Source organism: Chitinispirillales bacterium ANBcel5, assembly GCA_029688955.1.
GTDB lineage: Bacteria > Fibrobacterota > Chitinivibrionia > Chitinivibrionales > Chitinispirillaceae > Cellulosispirillum > Cellulosispirillum alkaliphilum.
The window spans coordinates 127,277-148,264 of the sequence record JARUKZ010000005.1; the positions used below are offsets into that span (position 1 = coordinate 127,277).

The following is a 20,988-nucleotide window of genomic DNA, read 5'->3' on the forward strand; positions in this document are numbered from 1 at the left end:
TATATCCTGAACTAAACTGATTGAACAATACGGATTTTAAAAATAATACCACATGGACTGATACTCATCAATATTTTCCCCATCACTTTTTAGTCTTTCAAGGTACTCATAGATAGAAGTATCAGTATAGAGGTAGTCATCGGCAAGAGCAAGTTTTGATTCCCAGGGATAAAACCTGTAAACTCTTTTTCCATCAGGTAAAATCATAATAGGTTCATGATCCTGCACTGCTCTGAGATGACTTTTACCAAGTTTAGGTACATTAAAAACTGGTTCATCTGTGCGTTGTAGTCCGGGTAATAGCCGAGCTTCCTCTTTTCTTTCTTGCTCAATTCTTGATATAGGCACTCTGTAATCTATTGTTTCCTCTTTGCCTTTAGTGTTAAAAGAGTAGTATGGGTCTATTCCGCTTACCTTAATTATTTTTCTCAAAAAGCATGATTCGAATCTACGACTGTTATGATACGTGAAAACCTGCTGGTTATAGATATTCATACCAGCTTCTTTAATAAGTCTCACAGCATCAAGAACTTCATCAGTAATCTCCATAGCATGTTCAACATGAGTCATAATTGAGACTTCTCTTTTCCCCCACTGATGATACTTTTTAAGTATGGAAATAAGATTTGGGGTGATTCGCATTGGGAGAGTAACTATAGTTCTGGTACCTATTCTGATTCTTTCCACATGTTTTATTTCAGAAACTTTATATAAAATTTCATCGAGTCTTTCATCCTCAAGAGTAAGGGGATCCCCTCCGGTAACCAGAACTTCGGTTATGGATTTAGTTTTACTGATCCATTCTATGGCATTATCAACGTTTTCTTTTGAAACAGAGGCGCTGTCTATATTGGTTATTTCCCAGTTTCTCTGACAGTATACACAAATCTGAGGGCATGAATCGTAGGGTTTGAGTATAACGATCTGAGGATATCTTCTGGTTACGCATGGAACAGGGCTGGTTGATTTTTCGCCCATAAAATCGTGGTCAATGCCTTTTTCTTTATTTTCTTTTACTTTTCGACAGTAGGTTTTTGTAGGAATAACCTGGGCTCGTATAGCATCATCATATTTTTTGAGCTCACCATCAAGAAACAAAGAGAGATAGTAGGGTGTTATCTGTACAGAAATGTCGCAGAGCTGAGCTTCCTGCATTCCAACCTTTTCATCTTCAGTAAGAGTGACCAATTTTTCCAGAATTTCTTTGTCTCTTATGATATTGGAGAGATGCCACTTATAGTCATTCCAATCATTTTCAGTAGCACCAAAAAAGGAAAGGATTTTTGTTTTGGTGGAAGATATAGATTTTTTCACCTCTTTATCGGTACCGCATCTGAATTTTTTAAAAGCACTGGTCATACTGTCGGAGTAACGATCAAGATGATGGGAGCGGTTTAAAGCATCTTTCTTTTTAAGAACTGTAGCACTTACATTTGCTCTGGTAAGTATTTCAGTCTTTCCATTGATGCCTCTAAACAGGAAGATGAATTCGCAAATAAAACCTTTATGGCACTCTTTAAGTGCATCTGAATCTTGTTGGGCGAGTTTGAAAAGTAATTCGAGTGCTGAAGAGGATGTGAGTTGTTCGTTTTCGGTGCGAATGATGTTTTTGAATATTCTGATACAATCTTTTGCGTTATTACGCTCAATTATGTGGTAAAGCGTTCTGTATCTTGGGGAAAAAATATGAAAGTAGTGATGTTCGACTTCATCAAGATACTTTAAGACCATGTCTCTTGCATTGTTGATATCTTTGGCCTTACAAAGGTGTTCATGAATTTTTTTATCACTGGCCCATAGTGTTTCAAGAAGCTGTTCTTTTGAAGAATCCATCAGTGATGAAGTTGAGATCATGGAATACACTCCAAAGTAAAATGTTGCAAAGGAAAATTTAGGCTCAAACAGCTTGTTGATATATAAAATATGTAATAATGGATAGGTTCATAAATTATAGCTGAAATCAGCAGTCGAATGATCTTACGCAGATGGTAAAAAAATGCTGAAGAACCAATCCATTAATATACTATAATGAGTAGTAGGAAAACAATAATCGGGGGAGGTGACTTTATTTGAATAAGAGGATAATCATTACATGTTCAAAAAATCGATCAGATCATTAGCTTGGTGGCATCCACCAAGATCAGCAATATCCCATGTTGAAAATCCTTTTGCGAGTAAGGGACTAATAACTTCTTCAACTATATCGGGAACTGATGCAAGCAGTAAATTACTACCCTCTGTGGCATAGGTTTCAAGATTCTTAAGCTGTGCAGGAATTAGAACAGATTGCCCCTTTTGGACCTTAAGTTTTCCAGAGGGGTAAAAGAGCTGAGCACTGTTTTGCAAAACAGTTATAATACGAAAAGATTTTTTGGGTTGTAGTTTTATGGTAGTGTTTTTCTCAAAAAAATATTGTTCGAGAGCAAAATACCTGCATGCACATCTAAAACTGTGTTTAACACCATTTTGATGGTAGGTAACGGGGGGAATTTTAAAATTGTTATTGCATGAGGTATCTATTACTTCCAGTGCTTCCTCAAGATGCAGTTTTCTTGAAGTACCATCCAGACCCTTTCGACCCCAGTCATATAATCGAAGGGTAATGTCAGAAGTCTCCTGAACTTCATAAATAAGAGTTTCACCAAGAATAGCATGAACCGTTCCTGCAGGTATAAATAATACATCACCGGAACTTACAGGTATAAAATTCAACAGCTTATCGAGTGTTTTTGAAATAACAGCATCTTTAATTTCTTTTTTGGTGACATTTCTGTTGAATCCTGCGATAATTTCGGCATTTTTTTTAGCATTTACGATATACCAACACTCTGTTTTACCAAATTCCCCCCACCCTTTCTGTTTTACCTGGTGGTCATCAGGGTGAACCTGAACAGATAAGTCTTGATGAGCATCGAGAAATTTGATTAAAAGAGGAAATGAGCGACTTAAAATATTAGCTCCGGCAAGAGAGGTAGGAAACTTTAAGTGCAGATCGTGTAAACTGGTTCCTTTAACGTAACCTTTAGTAATTATGGATTGATCGTTTCCATGTCCGCAAATTTCCCAGGATTCGCCAATAGGGACAGTGGGATCGAATTGTTTATTAAGGTACTTTTGAAGCATACTACCTCCCCAGACCTTCTCTTTGAAAATTGGTTCAAAAAGAAGCGGTTCGGTTAGTATGTCTGTCATGATGGTATTTTGTCCAAAATCTTTTCGGAAAACTGTTCAAATGTTTTAAAAAGGAACCCTTCAAAGATAATGTCGAATTTTAAAGTCTCAAACAGGAAATTGATGTATTCACTGTTGGAGATTATATAGATACCGCCGCCCATTTTTTTAACTTTATTGAGATTATAAACCAGGGCACCTATTCCACCACTACAGATAAAAGAAACCTCTTCCAGATTAAAAACAATCTGACTGAAACCATCGTCGATTACAGCAGAAATTTCCTTATCCAAAACACGAGCATTTTCCCAGTCAATTCGACCAACTGGTTTTATGACTTTGAAGTCTGCGATAGAAGTAATTGAAAGTTCCACGTTTAAAAGTCCCCCGGAAAGAGTAGTTAATATTTAGTTAATCTCCTCGAAATCTACTTCTATTACATCTTTATGTCGTGGGTCGAACTGTTTTTTCAATTCAGACCTGCAAAAGATGTGCCGAATAGTATGTTTTTTGAAGAACATTTTGAGTATCTTTTGTGCAAACAATAGAAAAATAACAGATTTAATAACTTTAGATGTATTCACAAATTTTGAACCATATGGGTAAAAAGCTTATTTTATATGTTATAGACCATATTCTTGCATTTGTTTTAATAGTATCATTAATGTGGTAAAAAAATCAATCTTTATACAGTATGATCTCTCCTAAAGGAGCAAGTATGAGCGTGGACATTTCAGGTCTTAACGAACGAATTAAAGAAGAGAGCAGTTTTGTTTCAGAAATGAAATCAGAAATGGGAAAAGTAATAGTGGGTCAATCAAAGATGGTGGACCGGTTATTAATTGGGCTTTTGACCAAAGGACACATCCTTCTTGAAGGCGTTCCCGGGCTTGCAAAAACGCTTTCAATTTCAACTCTGGCTAAAATAGTAGATACTGATTTCAAAAGAATACAGTTTACCCCGGATCTTTTGCCTGCAGATATTTTAGGAACAATGGTTTATAATCAAAAAACCGGGGAATTTGTACCAAAAAAAGGACCGCTTTTTTCTAATATTATCCTCGCAGATGAAATTAACCGTGCTCCAGCTAAAGTACAAAGTGCTCTACTTGAAGCTATGCAGGAGCGCCAGGTAACGATAGGAGATGAAACCTATGCTCTTAAAGAACCTTTTTTGGTACTTGCAACCCAAAATCCAATAGAACAGGAGGGAACCTATCCCCTTCCGGAAGCTCAGGTTGACCGTTTTATGCTCAAACTGAGAATAGTATATCCCACCAAAGAGGAAGAAAAAGAAATTTTATCACGTATGTCTACAGGGCCGGTTCCTGAAGCGCAGAAAATTGTGACCGTTGATAAACTGTTGGCTTCACGTGAGCTTGTTAACGAAATTTATATGGATCCAAGGGTTGAGGAGTATATAGTTAATATTGTCTACGCATCAAGAGAACCTGCCCAGTGTCAGCTTGATGATCTTAAAGAACTTATTGCTTATGGTGCCTCTCCAAGAGCGACGCTTTTTCTCTGCAGAGCGGCACGGGCACATGCATTCATACGGGGACGTGGGTATGTAACTCCGGAAGATGTCAAATCGATTGGTATGGATGTGTTGCGTCACAGGGTGTTGGTTACCTATGAAGCTGAAGCAGAAAATATTACTTCCGAGCAGATAGTGCAAAAGATATTCGACAGTGTGGAAGTGCCCTGATGAAAAAGGAGCTTCTACTGTTATTTTCTGTACTGCTTTTCAATGTTACAGTTGCTTCTAATTTATCATCTGAAATTGGAAAAAGACTTATTTATGATGAAAAAAAGGGAATTCTTTATGTTGATGAAGGTGAATATAACAAAATACAGGCTCAAAGGGTTGAAAACAGAAAAGCAGCTTCTTCACCCAAAGTAAAATTACAAAATCAGGAACTTTTAATTGGTAGAGGTAAAGATCCACCTGAAGTATACTTTGAGTCAGGAATGAGGTTTTTTCAAAGTGGAGATTATACTATGGCTTTAAAAGCCTTTTCTCATGCTGAGTCGGTAGAAGAAAAACCAAGGTATATTTTATGGGTTGGTAAAACTCACAGGCAACTTGGAAATCATGAGAAAATGCTCGAAAAAATGGATACAATTTTAGCATCTTATCCAGATAGTGACGTAGCTGATGACGCGCTGTTTGAAATAGCATTTTTCTATCAATCTGCTAACAACTATGAGAGGGCAATAAAAACATATAATCGGCTTGCAGAGCAATATCCTTTTGGAAAGTCATATCTTGGAAATCATGACTTTCTGCAGATTGCAAGGGAACAAACCAGATATATGCGATCTGAACTTCTGGAAATGTTGAGACTTTTTGGTTTTAATGGAGAAGACCTTATAAGATCCCTGCGTCTTTATCAGCAAAAATACGGACTCATTCAAAATGGCAAGGCCGATCAGGAAACGGTAAATCACATCAAAAAAAACTATAAAAACATGTTACTACAAAAACAAAGGGAACAAGCACTGAAGATGCAGGTTTTAGAGTACCAAAATTACTTGATAGCCTCAGGTATAGTAGCAGTTTTTTTGATTGTGATCAATATAACGTTGAAAGTAAAAACAAAAGAGAAAAAATTACATCTTGCGCTTCTTAAGCAAAATATATCTGATATCAAGAGCAGGTCCAAATGATACCAAAAGAGATAATTCAAAAAGTTCGTCATATTGAAATAAAAACTAAAAGCATTGTAAATTCAATCCTCTCCGGAGAATACCACAGTGCTTTTAAAGGAAGAGGGATGGAATTCTCCGAGGTAAGAGCATATGCTGAAGGAGATGATATAAGAAATATCGATTGGAATGTTACTGCTCGAATTGGTGAACCATATGTAAAAAAGCATATTGAAGAACGAGAACTAACGGTAATGCTTGTGGTTGATGCATCAGCTTCGGGAAATTTTGGATCTGTTAACAAACTCAAAGGAGAGATGGCAGTAGAATTGTGTGCCCTTATTGCTTTTTCGGCCATTAAAAATAATGACCGAGTAGGTCTTGTAATTTTCTCCAGTGGTGTTGAGCGCTTCATACCACCAAAAAAAGGAAGAAATCATGTATTACGAGTCATTAGAGAACTTCTTTACTTTGAGCCGGAAAAAAAAGGAACTGATATAGCACAGGCACTATCATTTTTAAACAGGGTTCAAACAAAATCTTCTGTTGTTTTCCTCGTTTCAGATTTTATCGCCCCTCCGTTTGAAAAACCCTTGAGGGTTATTTCACGACATCATGATGTCATTGCAGTAACAGTCAGAGATCCCCGGGAAGAACAATTGCCTGCGCTGGGATTTGTAGAACTTGAAGATTCCGAAACCGGTGAAATCACACTTATAGATACAAATGATTCGAATTTAAGAAATCATTTTCAAAAAGAAAAACAACATAAAAAACAGCAGCTTAGTTCTCTTTTCAGGTCGATGGGGGTAGATGAGATCAGTGTATCAACAGAAACGGATTTCATAGAACCTCTTGTTTCGTTTTTTAAAAAAAGGGAACGCAAGCATTGAATATCTTTTAAAAGAGCTGGTGCAGGTGGTTGAAGTCTGTGTTCACATACATTGATGGTAAACAGGCAAACTATTTAGAGCCTGGGAAAACCCCAAACCTATGGCATTTATAAAACTACCCTTAAGAGTCCAAATTCCCTATCTGAGGAATAGAAAAAATTGATGGCAATCTGAGGTTCATGTTCAAATACCAGGGAGTAGTTATTCTTCGATAATGAGATAAACATATTTTATTGCATCCAGTTTAGGAAATATAAAAGTAGTGTAGACATAACTAAAAAGAAAAGATTATTGATTAGGATAAGATTTGTTCTTTTTCTCGCTAATTTTGTTTTTTTACGCTTCTGCTTAAAGGAAACATCTGGACTGAACATTGATAAACCCGATCAGGATCTGAGTCATTTTCGGAAATAACAAGAAGTTTTTTTCTGAGTATAGCGATCTCTTTACAGGCCTGTTCAAAACCACTTTTAGATAGTGGCATATATACTTCGGAAATATCCCGCTCTTCCTTATTGAACAGGTTTATTGAATCTTTCCCAAGGTTGATTTTAGACTCCATATATGTTTTCCATAAACTTGTTTTTACCGTGGGATCTTTCATAATAATAGAATCACATGGTTTGATATATCCAGATTTATCAGCTCTTACTAAGCCTATCTTTTTAAGGACATCCAGAGCCTCCCTGACTTCAGTTTCATCAAGCTGAGGAGTGATTATTTCGGATAAAGACTTACAATCATCTTTAAAGGGAAAAATAAGGAGAAGCTCTCTGACAGCAGAAATGTACCACTTAGTAAGATATGCCAGATGTTCTTTATGAATAAGCGCAGGTTGTATGTATTGAAGGGATTTTAATTTATTAAAAAAAATACTTTTTTCTTCATGACTTCCACTCTGATTATATGCTACAAGGAGCTCGAAGTACTCTTGCTCTTCTACGTTAAGCTTTAGTAATTTATTAAGCTTACCAACATAAATACTGGTGAGATTAATTCTACCTTTAACGATATTAGGAAACCAACCAGCGGAGGAGGCTCCGGTTTTTTTTGCAATGAATCTATAAGAAAAATGTCTATTAACTGATTTGTAGTACTTATAAATATCATCAAGAAATTTTCTGTAATCCAGATAGTTATAGATATCAGGTTTTATGACTTCATCATTCATAAAAGCTCTGTTCTCATTCCTTTTAAAAATTCAATAGAAAGTTTTACCTTTTCCAAAATAAATGAACAACTCCCGCATGGCAAATAAATAATAGGATTATAAATGATTGTAACTAAATGCTTCAACACAATTTATATTTATAAGATTGTTAGAATATTTAATTACTCCAAATTTTTTTAGGTGAGATGTATGGGATACAGTAGAACAATATTTTTCACTGTTTTTTGCCTAATACCATTATTGATACAATGTAATCTTCCCACTGATGCTGGTGGTGAGACCATAAACGAAAGAACAGTAGTGGTGTATCTGAATGAAGGTCGTAATTTAGCTCCTGATACGGATATCACTATTGGTAGTACCTTAAATGATTCCGTTATTTATACCGGCTTAACAAACAAAAAAGGAGAATTTGTTGTACCGAAACTCAATAGTGGTCTTTACGCCGTTTTCTTTGAAAAACAGAAGAATGGAAAAGATACACTTGTTGCGTTTCAGAATTCAGTCTTTATATCACCTGATAAGCATAGTCTTGAAAATGACACACTTAGAAACCCTGGTGTTATTGGCGGAGTTATTCAATTTCCGGAATACGATAACACTCCGGAAAACCTTAGAAGAATAACTGTACATATATTAGGGACTATCAGGAATTCAAATGTTGGAGCGGATGGAAGCTTTCTGCTGACAAATGTTGCCCCAGGCTCTCAATATAACATAAAAATTAATCCTAACAGAGCGGGATATACTACCCAGTTTTTAAATGATATTGTTCTTCCTTTGGATAAAAATGAACGAATACTGGATACTATTTATTTAAAACTTGATAGCATTGCACCAGTTGAGATAAAGGGTTTGAGTTACGATTCCTTAAACGGAGTGGTACAAATCTCCTGGAACCCTGCTTTAGAACGAATTTCGTATTATGAAATATTTCGATATAGCATTAATAAAAGCACTGATCAATTAGAACACGTAAAAAGTTATTCACGTGATACTGTATTCTCCGATACTTTGTTCTCCTTAACGGAAAACGAGATAAAAATGGATCTTGATGATACTTCAGTGGTTAAGCTTGAATACAGAGTAGAAGCTGTAAACGAAAGAGGTGAAAGGAGTATATTTTATTTTAATAAGGAAGATACAATTTCAGTACGCTCGCCATGGCCTTATCGTAGCACTTTTACCTCATCTTTGATTGATTCTGCAACGGGTCAATCTATATCACGTCCTACAGTTAACAGAACAGCAGGTTTTACTTACACTATTGAAAACGAAAAACATCCCTTTAAAAAGGTACGCCTTTTGTCTGCTATGGATACTGTTGCCATTGATTTTGATAGTGCAGTTACTGTATTCTCCGATACTTTGTACTTAAACCGGTCAAGACCAGGAGAAGAATATATAATCGTTGAGGTTTATGATTCTTTGGGAAATAGAAGAATATTTTGTGGTCATACTACGAGTATAACTACAAGTGACTTAAATTATTTCATAGCCGATTTTGTTTCTGAACCAAAAAATTTGATTATTGGAGAACCAATTGGTGCCAGTGGCGAAATTGGGTACGAAACATTGATGCTTCATGATCATGACACCTTAAGCGTAACGTTATATTTGGATGATAAACAAATTGGGTATAAGGATATATCGTTGAATGCAGTTTCTCCCGCCAGGAGAATTCCCTTCACCTTTGATCCTTCTGAAACAGAAAGTGCCATTATCTCATCACCAGGTACATATGAGCTTAAATTAATTGTTAAAAACTCCCTTTCAGTATTCGAAACTGATACCAGTGATAATGTTCAAGTAATAGAGATAGAAGTTACTGATCTGGATCTTAAAATATCAAGGGTTGTCTGTGATCCACAATTTCCTTTTGATGGTGACAGGATAAGGTGTGGAGCATGGATAAGAAATGATGGCACAAGTGACTTTGAAAACAACTTTCATTCAAAAGTAAAATTTGAGATAAACAGAAATGAGATTCCATCAGGGTATTTTTACAATGAATTAAAATCCGGAGACTCTGTACTGGTATGGTCAAGTGACTTTGGTGGTGAAGCAATGATTTGGAGAGCTAAAAACAGCCCTTTTACTATTTCTGCATCCCTTATACTTAATGATGATGTTCCAAATCGTGACACTGCCACTACCAGTAAATCTTTGAAAGTAGATGTGAGTGATTTCAATCTTAAACTGGAGAATTTCGATGCAAACCTTAGCTCAGATATGACTGCTATGCACTATTCGGCTTTAGTGAGAAGTGAAGGTTTATTTAGTAAAGATCACCCTAATTTTGCTGTAGATTCATTCCCACTTTCTTTTTATATAGAGGATGAGTTAGACACCATGATCTTAATTTCGCTGGATGAGCTACTGCAGGAGCAAAGGTTGGAAATAAGTGTTTCTAAGGAAATATGCATATGTGACTTTGATCTAAACACAATAAATTTCAGGGCTGTATTGAATCCAGACACTGCTTTAAAAGAAATAACGTATGATGATAATAGCAAAAATGCAGTATTGCTAAGGCGTGCGTTTGATATAAACGGAAATTTTGATAGGTTGGACCAAGAGGGAAACATCGACGGGTGGATTGATACAGTGGTAAATGGGGTTGCGTCATTAAGACATAATCGTAACGGATTGCGAACCGCTTATTCCCGAACAGTTAGTATTGTATCTTATGGCGGAGGACATGCGGTTTGGAAACATCCTATAGACATCACACCAACTAAAACCTATAAAGTCAGTGGTTGGGTGTTGCGGGATAATATCGATCAGGATAGCTCAGAATGGCCTCCCGTATCTATTGGCTTTTACGGAACCGGTCATATACTAGCTATACCTGAAACCGGTTCTCATGACTGGACCTATTTTTGTGGATTGATAACTCCCGATGGATTAGTTGGAAGATACTATATTTCATGTAATCTAGGTTTTGATCGGATTGGCAGCAATGAAAACAATGCATCGGGAAGGGTTTCCTTTGATGATATCAGAGTGGAATATTATGAATAAAAGCCTGTATGCAAATAATTGGTATAGCAAGGACTATAGTACTCTAGTATAACTATTTCGCTTCTTTTGGCCGCACTTACCTAACAAAGTGATTCTCTGAAAACCGTCTGCGTTACCATAAGATATAATTTTATTATCTACTGACTTTATCCACAATTGCTATTGTAAATATATTGTTTCTTTTTTAGGTAGTGTGCCTGACAGCACTATAAAAGAGACGTTAACACCTTAATATTGCAATAAAAGGATGGATTTGGGGTGCTAAAACGAAACAGGGAGAAGAGAGAGTTATTTACCCTGGCCGGAAATGTTTTATTCTGTATTATTTCCTTTGATACGTTGCACAGTCAGGACATCCCGAAGATGGGACGGTGACATTTATTGCTGATGCAGAGCACTCAAGATTGCTGTTGAACTTGCAATCATGCATATGGCAAGCTCCCACAGAACCCAAAATTCCCTGTACACCACCTTTTGAAATGTTAGCTTCCGGAGCCATGAAGGTGTCGCAACATGGTTTTTCACTGCCAACGGTGATAGCATAGGTTATGCATTTACCATTATCATTATACACACATTCCTGCGCGTCACAGTTACTAATTGCCGGCATTTCCATTTTTTCCATAGTACCTCCTTGATTATTCTCTTCTCCCCTTGCAGTAATCAAAGCAAGTCTAATGCCAAATCAGATATAAAGAGGCAAGTCTATGAAACATAAGAACTCCCACCAGCCGTAGAACAGTTGTGAGGGAAAGAAAACTTCAGAAGCAAGGGTTGCTAAGTAACAATTGCATTTTTTGATGCTTGTTTGCTGTTTAAAGCGTACTTATATTATACCCATCCAAGCAATCAGAAAGTGGTATCTTTGAATTGAAAGTAACACTGTAGCAGGGTATGTGATTAGAGTGATTAAACAAGAAAAAATATCGTTTATAGAAGAATTTGGTGAGCTTCTTCCCGGGACTATTTGTGAAATGGATACAGAGATGAAGATCCTTTGCGCAAATAAAAATGGGTTGAATTTATTTGGGGTAACAGAAAAGGAGCTAAAAGAAGGGGTTTATGGCTATGAATTCGTTCATCCCGGTGATGCCCAACGCTGTCGTGAAGAATTCAAAAGAACGCTGAAAGAAGAATTTGAAAATCCCAGAGAATATAGAATGTTGTCCAGAAGTGGTGAAATAATCCGCTGTCTTATAAGCTCCTTACCGGTCTACAAGGACCGAAAAATAATAAAAATACGCTCCGTTATACTGAATGTAACCGAACTGCACAGAGCACAGAAATGCTTTGAGGACATATTCTCTAAATCTCCCCTGGGTATGGCGCTTTTTGATAACTTCGGTACTGTATTAGAGACAAACAGTGCTCTAAAACAGATGCTTGAAGATAAAAAGCAGATAAAAAGAATAGAGGATTTGCTGGAAATCACTGCTTCGGAGATGAATAGTCTAAACGGTGACCGCTCAATTCAAAAAGAGACCACTTTAGTTAGCAGCAATAAAAGAAGTAAACGGTATCTTGAGTGGCATGTAACCTCTCTTGGATCCAAAGAGGAAGGTGGGACGCTCTTTGTTGCGCAGGTTCAGGATGTAACAGCGAAAAAGGAAGCAGAGCTTAGAAATCTCAATAAGGTGAGTCGAAAAGTAGAAAGAGCCGATCTGATTATTCAGGAACTTTCAACCAAGGTAAATATCAGATACAAGGATAAATATCTTACCGAAAGTCGTGACTCTGAGATGAGTTCGATACTTGAAAAAACGCACCTCATTGCTCAATCCTATGGAACGGTTCTGATAACCGGAGAGAGTGGCACCGGAAAAGAGTTTATAGCAAGACAAATTCATGATTTAAGCCCCAGAAGAAATAATCCCTTTATTGCTATAAATTGCAGTGCTCTTCCGGAAGAACTTTTAATTTCAGAGTTATTTGGGTACAAAAGCGGGGCTTTCACCGATGCAAAAAAAAATAAACTAGGGAAATTTGAACTCGCCAATGGAGGAACAATTTTTCTTGATGAAATTGGCGATATGCCTCTGATGATGCAAACCAAGATACTTCGGGTTATTCAGGAGCGGGTAATTGAACCTTTAGGTGGTACAGAATCGATTCAGATAGATGTTAGAATCATAACAGCTACTAACTCAGATCTAAAGGAAAAAATCAAGAGCGAGGAATTCAGAAAAGATCTTTATTATAGAATTAATGTAATTCCGATACATCTTCCGCCTCTAAGAGATAGAAAGTGTGATATTCCTCTACTGTGCAATCACTTTATTAACCGGTTTAATTCAATTTATAAAAAAGAAGTAAAAGGGATAACTCCCGAATGCATGGGAAAACTCTACAAGTACAACTACCCAGGTAATTTAAGGGAACTGGAAAATATTTTAGAGCATGCATTTGTGTTCTGCAAATCCTCTCTTATTGAAACTATCGAACTCCCTGAAGAAGCGAAGACAGAAAAAAAATACCTTTCCTCAAAAACCAATCTAAAGGATCAGCAAACAGGTATTATAGAAAGTATGCTTATCCATCATGAAGGAAATGTTACCCAAACAGCGCAAGCACTGGGAATCCATAAAAGCACCCTGTATCGAAAGATTAAATCAGGGAAAATAAAACGGTAACAATTACAGGCATTTGGTTTTTACTCTGTTTGAATGATCCTCTCCCCCTATTGGTCGCACTATGCAACTTTGTTACGGTGCAAATAGCGACTCGCTGCGATTGCCTTCTATTCACAATCCTTCAAATGGGCCTGTAAAAGCAAAGTGAGCGCATTGGCATACTTATTGTTATAGTGTGGCAGATCGTGGCTGTGTTTTAAAAATACAAAGTTGTTATCTTATGAATTACGCACACATATGCTCATTAAAGCTGCTGGGCTTAATGGGTAGGGTGTAAGCGCGCAGAACGCACAGTGCGTCTGCGCGCGTTATTAGCCATAATCCCAGCTTTCTTCATTGCCAATCTTTGGTACATGGTCGACCCCGTCTTTAACACTGGAAAGGGTTTTAGAGATGTTTGCGGAGATATCCTGAGTGACAGATGCTTGCTCAGACATTGAAGTAGCGATACTTGTAACAATCTCTTCTGCCTCTTTAATCATACCAGTAATAGTTTCTACATCACTAACAGCAGTACCTACGGCAGTTTGAACATTTTGTATTTTTGATTTTATATCATCCGATGAAGTAGCAGCTTTTTTGGCCAGCACCTTTACTTCATTGGCCACAAAGCGCTCTATAGGGCTAAACAGGCAAAAAAACAGAGCGGAAATAAACTAAAAATGAAAGGTGTTTTAGTAGTACCAATACAGTAGGGTTTAAGATCAGGAGTAAACAGATGGGGAAAATAAAATTCAGGGACCTAAAGAACAATAACAGTTAAAAGTTTAATACCTTGTGCTCCTGCTTACAAGATTCGAGAAAAAAGGTATCAACCATTCCAAAACTTCTAAGATCGGTTTTACCTCTGTATTTGAGATTGAATTTATCTTTAATTAATTCATAAGTTTCTTTTGATACCTGAATTTTCCCAGGTACACCGTATGTTTCCAGTCTTGAGGCAAGGTTTACTGTATCGCCCCATAAATCGAAAGTAAATTTTGATTGACCGATTACTCCCCCCACAACCGGTCCGCTGTGGATGCCTATTCTTAATTTAAGCTCAAGTTTTTGACTTTTGTTAATAGATTCTACACTATGGAGCATTCGTAGCGCCATAGTAGCTACACAGTGTGCATGATCATTTCTTTTCTCCGGCAATCCAGAAACAACAAGGTAAGCATCACCGATAGTTTTTATTTTTTCAAGCTTTAGCTCCTCGGTAAGATAGTCAAATGAAGAGACAATTATATCAAGTATTTCTACGAGTGCATGCGGTTCCATATTTTTTGCCATTGTACTAAAACCAACGATATCGCAGAACAAGATAGTAGATTCTTTATATCTATCCGCAATAAGAACTTCACCATTTTTCAGACGGGAAGCTATCTTTTCGGGAAGAATATTTTTAAGAAGGAGTTCAGATTTGGAATGCTCATTTCTATAGAGTTCTTCAGTATTTTTCAGTTTTACAAACATATTGCTGACGATTCCGGTAAGCAGAGAAGCTAAAAGAATGGTGAAAATACCAATTAGTCCTGCAGGATAGAAATTGAGGTCAATATGAGAATTGGTTTCAACTAATAGTCCTATGATAACATTTATGACTATTGCTAAAGCAAATCCTCTTTTAATTCCGTATTTCCAGGAAAAGTAGCTACTGAGGAAGTAGGCAAATAGTAGTATTTGAGGGCCCAATAACTTTATACCGGTGTAGGTAATCAGGGTAAAAATAGAAAAGGCAGAAACAATTGCTACATAGTCTAATTTTTCCAGATGCTCTGCACGTTGAGGTATTTCTTTATCAAATATGATAGGACGCATTAAAATCTCTGTATAACGTATGTGTGTTTTATAAGGGTATTTTTCAGCGCAGACGGTAATTAGGGCTGTTTCCGCATATGTTTTTTTATCTCTTTTTCAAGTTCTTCAATAATGTTTTCTTCAGCAACTTTTTTAACAGGATTTCCTTTTAAAAATATTAGTCCTTCACCTTTACCACCTGCAACACCAATATCTGCATCTCTTGCTTCACCAGGACCATTGACCACACATCCCATAACAGCTATTTTCAAGGGAGCATTTAATTTAAGTACAAGATCTTCAACTCTGGAGGCCAGAGAGGAAAGGTCGATATTAGTTCTTCCGCATGTAGGACAGGAGATAATTACCGGCCCCTTATGCAGATCAAGGGACTTTAATATCTCTTTAGCCACATATATTTCTTCTACCGGATCTCCTGTAAGAGAGACTCTGATTGTGTCTCCAATACCTCTGGAGAGTAGACTTCCGATGCCTACAGCAGATTTAATGGTTCCGCTTCGAACCGTTCCGGATTCTGTTATACCAATGTGTTGAGGAACATCACAAGCCTCAGATAACAAGCTGCAGGCTTCCACTGTGGTTATCACATCGCTTGCTTTAATTGAAAGAATAATGTTTTTAAACTTCAACTTATCAAATAATTCGATATAGCCAAGGGCACTTTCAACAAGCGCTTGTGCAGTGGCTCCCCCATGCTTTTTAAGCAGTTTTTTCTCAAGGGACCCGGAATTAACTCCAATTCGAATGGGTATGGCTGCTTTTTGGGCCTCATCTGTAACAGCCTTCACCCGCAAATGGTCGCCAATATTTCCCGGATTAATTCTTATCTTATCTGCACCCGCCTTTATGGAGGCGATAGCAAGGCGGTAATCAAAATGTATATCTGCTACAAGCGGACAATCTACCTGATTTCGAATAGCTCTGAACGCTTCAACTGCAGCGTTGTCAGGTACTGCAAGACGGACTACCTGACACCCTGCAGCAGTAAGCCTGTTTATCTGATCAACAGTTCCCTTCACATCGTGAGCGGAAGTATTGGTCATAGATTGTATCACTATCGGATTTTCACCACCGATTGTTAGATCTCTGACCCGCACAGCACGGGTTTGTTTGCGTTTTATCATATTGATGTAAAAACAACTCCTGGATGTGCTAAACGCATAATCTAATTGAGAAATGTAGATTAATATACATAATGGGGACTATTGAGCAGAAAATTGCCTGAAAATGAAATTCAGGTTCTCCAATTTTATTAAATAAATTAAATTTTTACGGTCACATGATTGCTACAGGTTTTTTCGTGAACCATATTATATATGTTTGTAACTAAGTGTTCAAAACTTTTATCGCTCATTAGAGCAGATGAAAGATGCTTTAAATTTAAAGCGCTTAAATATCTGAAGTGGGGATTGAAACTTTTTTGTATAACTGCTTACAGCACAACAAGAGGATTGCTACCCTGCGGTTATTTAATCATCAAGGGTAAAATATTAGCCAAAATTAGATTCAAAAGCTGTATGAAAAGATATAATTTATGATTGTCTTTTCCGTAGGTTAATTCTTGAGAAAGCAGATTGGTGCATCAGAATGGTTTTCGATAACAATTAATTTTTAATAATCTGAATCATGCGAGGTTTTAATTATGGATGAGGAATATTTCGATATCGGTGATTTAGTTTCTGCTCAGGGTAAAACTGCAGAATCGGTGAAAACTAATTCTGAAGATGAAGAAGCAGACACCAGCACAACTACAAACCCCGCGCAACCTCAAATTGAGGAAGATAGTGACTTGGAAACTGAACCAGATGCTTTGGACAATAAGCAGAAGCAAATATCTAAACCCAATCTTCTAAAAAAGATCAAATTAGGAAAAAAGAAGAAGGCAAAAAAAGAAGATCTTCTGTCTGAGGATGAAAACGCAGAAATTTCAGAAAATCAGCCTGAACAAGAGACAAAGGAAGCTGCTGCCGAGGAGAATAAAGAGGTAGAACAAGAGCCGGAAGTCGAAGAGGAGTTTGAACTGGAACTTGATTTCGAACCCGCTGAAGAGGAAGAATCAGAAACTGAGTTACAAGCTCAGGCCCAGGCCAGTATCGAAGACTCCGAAAGTAAAACTGATGAAATTGAACCAGAAGCACAAGAGTCTGAGACAGAACCTGTAGCTCAGAATGATGCTGAAGCCGAAAATGTTAAAGCATCAGAACCAGAGTCTAAGGTTGAAGAAGCTGAAGAAGTTGAGGGGGAATTAAAACCTAAAGCTGTTGGTGAAGTTCTCCAAGAGCCCATAGAAGAATCAACAGATTCAGACACAAAAGAAACCGCAGTTGATTCAGACACCGAAACGGCAAAGGAAGAAGAAGTAGAAAAGCCCAAAGCTAAACCCAATCTTCTAAAAAAATTCAGCTTCGGAAAAAAGAAAAAGGCAAAAGAAGCCGACTCTTTGTCTGAAGATGAAGAGGCAAAATCTTTAGAAAATGCCCAGCAAGAAGATGAGGCAAAGGAAGCTGCTGCCGAGGAGAGTAAAGAGGTAGAACAAGATTCAGAAGCTGAAGAAGAGTTTGAACTCGAGCTTGATTTTGAACCTGCTGAAGAGGAAGAATCAGAAACTGAGTCCCAAGCTCAGGCCCAGGCCAGTATCGAAGACTCCGAAAGTAAAACTGATGAAATTGAACCAGAAGCACAAGAGTCTGAGACAGAACCTGTAACTCAGAATGATGCTGAAGCTGAAAATGTTGAAGCATCAGAATCAGAGTCTAAGGTTGAAGAAGCTGAAGCAGTTGAGGGGGAATCAGAACCTGAAGCTGTTGGTGAAGTTCTCCAAGAACCCATAGAAGAATCTGCAGAATCAGACACAAAAGAAACCGCAGTTGACTCAGACACCGAAACGGCAAAGGAAGAAGAAGTAGAAAAGCCCAAAACTAAACCTAATCTTCTGAAAAAATTCAGCTTCGGAAAAAAGAAAAAGGCAAAAGAAGCTGACACTTTGTCTGAAGATGAAGAGGCAAAATCTTTAGAAAATGCCCAGCAAGAAGATGAGGCAAAGGAAGCTACTGCTGAGGAGAATAAAGAGGTAGAACAAGAGCCGGAAGTTGAAGAGGAGTTTGAACTGGAACTTAGTTTCGAACCTGCTGAAGAGGAAGAGTCAGAAACTGAGTCCCAAGCTCAGGCCCAGGCCAATGTCGAAGATACTGAAAGTAAAACTGATGAAATTGAGCCAGAAGCACAAGAGTCTGAGACAGAACCTGTAACTCAGAATGATGCTGAAGCTGAAAATGGTGAAGCGACTGAAGAATTGGAACCAGAGTCTAAGGTTGATGAGACTGAAGCCGTTGAGGAGGCATCAGAGCCTGAACTGAAAGAGGAACCTGAAACAGAACTCAAAACGGAAACGGATGACAAAAATGAAGAAGCTGAAGCCGTTGAAGAATCGAAACCAGAGGCCATAGAAGAATCTGAAAACAAGTCTGATGCTCAGGTTGAAACTGAAAGTGATGTATCTGAAGTGAAAGCAGATGGAGAATCAAAAGTTGAAACAGATCCTCTATTACAGCAATCCGGATCGGGGCCGGAGACAGAACTGCCAGCAGAAGCTAAAGAAGTCGAAGAAACAGTCGGAGAAGAACCCGAAGCAGAAGAGGAATTTGAGCTGGAGCTTGATTTCGAACCTGAAGCAGAAGAAAAGTCCGAGAGTGAACCTGAAGCTCAGGTTCAAGTCGCTGTTGAAGAATCTGAGTCTGTAACCGATGAGGTTGAATCCGCAGAAGAAAAATCAGAACCAGAAACTGCTATCGAAGACCCTGAGGTTCTTGATACCATAGAAGAATCAGAACCAGACACAGTAAAGGAACAGGAAACGGCAGTTACATCAGATACCGAACAGACAGAGGAAAACGAAGCAGATAAGCCCAAAACCAAACCTAACCTTTTGAAAAAATTTGGTTTTGGTAAAAAGAAAAAGGAAGAAAAAGAAGAATTTGTGCCTGACAGCGAGGAAGCAGAGTCTTCAGAAAAACCACAGCCAGCAGAAGGGGTAAAAGAGTCTGCTGCTGATGTAGATGAAAAAGAAGTAATCGGGCAGGAATCAGGAGCAGAAGAGGAATTTGAACTCGAGCTTGATTTCGAACCCGAAGCAGAAGAGGAGTCCGTGGCTGAACCGGAAGCTCAGGCCGAGACGGCTACTCAAGACTCTGAGGCTGAAGCCGATAAGGTAAAATCCTTAGAAGAAAAACCGGAATCTGAAGCTGCTACTGAGAACCCCGAAGTTCTCGAAACAATAGAGGAGTCTTCAGAGCCAGAACCAGCTCAAGATCCGCAAATAGTTAAGGGGGCTGAAGCCGAATCTAAAACCGAGCAGGAAACTGAAAAAGAACCGGTGCCCAAAACCAAACCCAATCTTCTGAAAAAATTCGGCTTTGGTAAAAAGAAAAAGGCAAAGAAAGAAGACTCTGAACCCGAAAACGAAGCACAGCAATTGGTTGAAGATTCTCAAGGTACAGAAGAACCAAAGGATTCTGTTACAGAAGTGCAAAGTATTGAACCAGAGCAGAAGGAACCAGAATCAGAAGAGGAATTTGAACTGGAACTTGATTTTGAATCCGAAGCAGAAGAAGAGCCTCAAACTGAAGCGGAAGTTCAAGAGAAAGAGATCCAGGCTGTTGAGGAAGAATCTGAACCAAAAGCGGCAGAATCTTTGGAAAGTATCGAAAGCACAGATCCACAACCGGTATTCGATTCCAAATCTGAATCTGAAAAAGATTCGGAAACGGAAGACAAAGAAGGTGTCCAAGATTCTGAATCGCGGGAGTTTGAGCTTGAATTCGAACCAGTAGCTAAAGACGCTGAGGCCTTTTCCGCTGAAGAGGAATCGGAAAAGGAAGAACCGGCAGAGTTAGCAGATTCTCCAGTTGTGCAGGAATCAAAAGATGAAGATGAGTTACCATCAACAGAGCAGCAGTCAGAGGAGCTTGCGGTTGAAGACAAAGAACCAATGGATAACGAAGATACGCAAGAACCAGAAGCAAAGGATAAGCTTGAGGTTGAACCTGAAAAACAAGAGCAAGAAACAGAAGATCAGGTTCAAAGCTATGATGATGAACCCGAATTGATGGAAAAGCAGCAAGAAGAACAGGCAGAGTTTGGTGTAGAAGAAAAAGCAGATTTCAGTAGTGTATCTGACGATAAGTCGGGTACCAAAACTGATTCAGAGTCACCAATTGCTGAAAAATCAGCACAGTTCGATGAGTCTGAAGAGCAAGATTCTGAATCCGAAATAGAGATAGAGTTTGAATTGGATTCGCAGACTCAGGACAAAGATGAGAATCGGGAGAAGAAAACTTACAATCCTGAAACCAAAGAGGTAGAGATGGCTGGTGTTATGGTAAAAGCCGGTTCATCTGCTGATAACTCTTCAGGTAGCCGCAAAAAGTTTAACCCCAGAGGGGTGAGCAGACTCTTTTTTGGTGTAGCTGCTTTGGGAGCACTGACTTCAGGAATAATCAGCTTTTCATCTCAAGACAGTATTCATATAGCAGTTGGTCTGTATATGGTTTCAAGTGGTATCTATATGGTTGGAAAACTGATCAGGCGTTTTAAGTAATAGTTGCCTGAGGTATCTGCTTTAGAGCAGATACCTCAGCATTAACATATT

The 20,988-nt window shown here is 38.1% G+C and carries 14 protein-coding genes; 6 read left to right on the forward strand and 8 right to left on the reverse strand.

Going from position 1 to position 20,988, the window contains the following annotated elements; genetic code table 11:
* Window positions 1-36: 36 nt before the first annotated feature.
* From QA601_04260 to QA601_04270, 3 genes are all read right to left on the reverse strand, one after another.
* Window positions 37-1,854 carry a KamA family radical SAM protein gene (locus tag QA601_04260; GenBank protein ID MDG5814278.1) on the reverse strand — a complete coding sequence of 606 codons (1,818 nt, stop codon included), beginning with the start codon at window positions 1,852-1,854 and terminating at the stop codon, window positions 37-39.
* A gap of 234 nt (window positions 1,855-2,088) precedes the next feature.
* Window positions 2,089-3,192, reverse strand: coding sequence for a class I mannose-6-phosphate isomerase (locus QA601_04265; protein ID MDG5814279.1), 1,104 nt, complete (start codon window positions 3,190-3,192; stop codon window positions 2,089-2,091).
* Window positions 3,189-3,545: an STAS domain-containing protein gene (locus QA601_04270; protein MDG5814280.1), complete on the reverse strand. Its 357-nt coding sequence runs from the start codon at window positions 3,543-3,545 to the stop codon at window positions 3,189-3,191. Before QA601_04270 ends, QA601_04265 begins: the two co-directional genes overlap by 4 nt.
* Before the next feature lie 344 nt (window positions 3,546-3,889).
* On the opposite strand from QA601_04270, the gene QA601_04275 reads away from it, so the two are divergent.
* The 3 genes from QA601_04275 to QA601_04285 are packed head-to-tail and all read left to right on the forward strand — an operon-like array spanning window position 3,890 to window position 6,713.
* Complete coding sequence (locus tag QA601_04275; GenBank protein MDG5814281.1) at window positions 3,890-4,879, forward strand: AAA family ATPase; 990 nt, start codon at window positions 3,890-3,892, stop codon at window positions 4,877-4,879.
* Window positions 4,879-5,841, forward strand: a complete 963-nt coding sequence (locus QA601_04280; protein ID MDG5814282.1) for a tetratricopeptide repeat protein — start codon at window positions 4,879-4,881, stop codon at window positions 5,839-5,841. The genes QA601_04275 and QA601_04280 overlap by 1 nt, the downstream gene beginning before the upstream one ends.
* Window positions 5,838-6,713 carry a DUF58 domain-containing protein gene (locus tag QA601_04285; protein MDG5814283.1) on the forward strand — a complete coding sequence of 292 codons (876 nt, stop codon included), beginning with the start codon at window positions 5,838-5,840 and terminating at the stop codon, window positions 6,711-6,713. The genes QA601_04280 and QA601_04285 overlap by 4 nt, the downstream gene beginning before the upstream one ends.
* Before the next feature lie 322 nt (window positions 6,714-7,035).
* Here the strand turns inward: QA601_04285 and QA601_04290 are convergent, their stop codons facing one another.
* Window positions 7,036-7,884: a TIGR02147 family protein gene (locus QA601_04290; protein MDG5814284.1), complete on the reverse strand. Its 849-nt coding sequence runs from the start codon at window positions 7,882-7,884 to the stop codon at window positions 7,036-7,038.
* A gap of 189 nt (window positions 7,885-8,073) precedes the next feature.
* On the opposite strand from QA601_04290, the gene QA601_04295 reads away from it, so the two are divergent.
* Window positions 8,074-10,908, forward strand: coding sequence for a hypothetical protein (locus QA601_04295; GenBank protein MDG5814285.1), 2,835 nt, complete (start codon window positions 8,074-8,076; stop codon window positions 10,906-10,908).
* A gap of 322 nt (window positions 10,909-11,230) precedes the next feature.
* Here the strand turns inward: QA601_04295 and QA601_04300 are convergent, their stop codons facing one another.
* Window positions 11,231-11,533, reverse strand: coding sequence for a DUF1540 domain-containing protein (locus tag QA601_04300; protein MDG5814286.1), 303 nt, complete (start codon window positions 11,531-11,533; stop codon window positions 11,231-11,233).
* Between the two features lie 280 nt (window positions 11,534-11,813).
* On the opposite strand from QA601_04300, the gene QA601_04305 reads away from it, so the two are divergent.
* On the forward strand, window positions 11,814-13,538 hold the full coding sequence (locus QA601_04305) for a sigma 54-interacting transcriptional regulator (GenBank protein ID MDG5814287.1): 1,725 nt from the start codon (window positions 11,814-11,816) through the stop codon (window positions 13,536-13,538).
* A 311-nt stretch (window positions 13,539-13,849) separates the two neighbouring features.
* Here the strand turns inward: QA601_04305 and QA601_04310 are convergent, their stop codons facing one another.
* The 3 genes from QA601_04310 to ispG form a co-directional block, all read right to left on the reverse strand.
* Complete coding sequence (locus tag QA601_04310; GenBank protein ID MDG5814288.1) at window positions 13,850-14,146, reverse strand: hypothetical protein; 297 nt, start codon at window positions 14,144-14,146, stop codon at window positions 13,850-13,852.
* Between the two features lie 151 nt (window positions 14,147-14,297).
* A complete protein-coding gene (locus QA601_04315) occupies window positions 14,298-15,341 on the reverse strand; it encodes an adenylate/guanylate cyclase domain-containing protein (GenBank protein MDG5814289.1) in 1,044 nt (347 codons plus the stop codon).
* A 59-nt stretch (window positions 15,342-15,400) separates the two neighbouring features.
* Window positions 15,401-16,465: a flavodoxin-dependent (E)-4-hydroxy-3-methylbut-2-enyl-diphosphate synthase gene (gene ispG, locus QA601_04320; GenBank protein MDG5814290.1), complete on the reverse strand. Its 1,065-nt coding sequence runs from the start codon at window positions 16,463-16,465 to the stop codon at window positions 15,401-15,403.
* A gap of 518 nt (window positions 16,466-16,983) precedes the next feature.
* On the opposite strand from ispG, the gene QA601_04325 reads away from it, so the two are divergent.
* The gene (locus QA601_04325; GenBank protein MDG5814291.1) at window positions 16,984-20,937 is read left to right on the forward strand and encodes a hypothetical protein; all 3,954 of its coding nucleotides are present in this window, start codon (window positions 16,984-16,986) and stop codon (window positions 20,935-20,937) included.
* Window positions 20,938-20,988 lie beyond the last annotated feature (51 nt).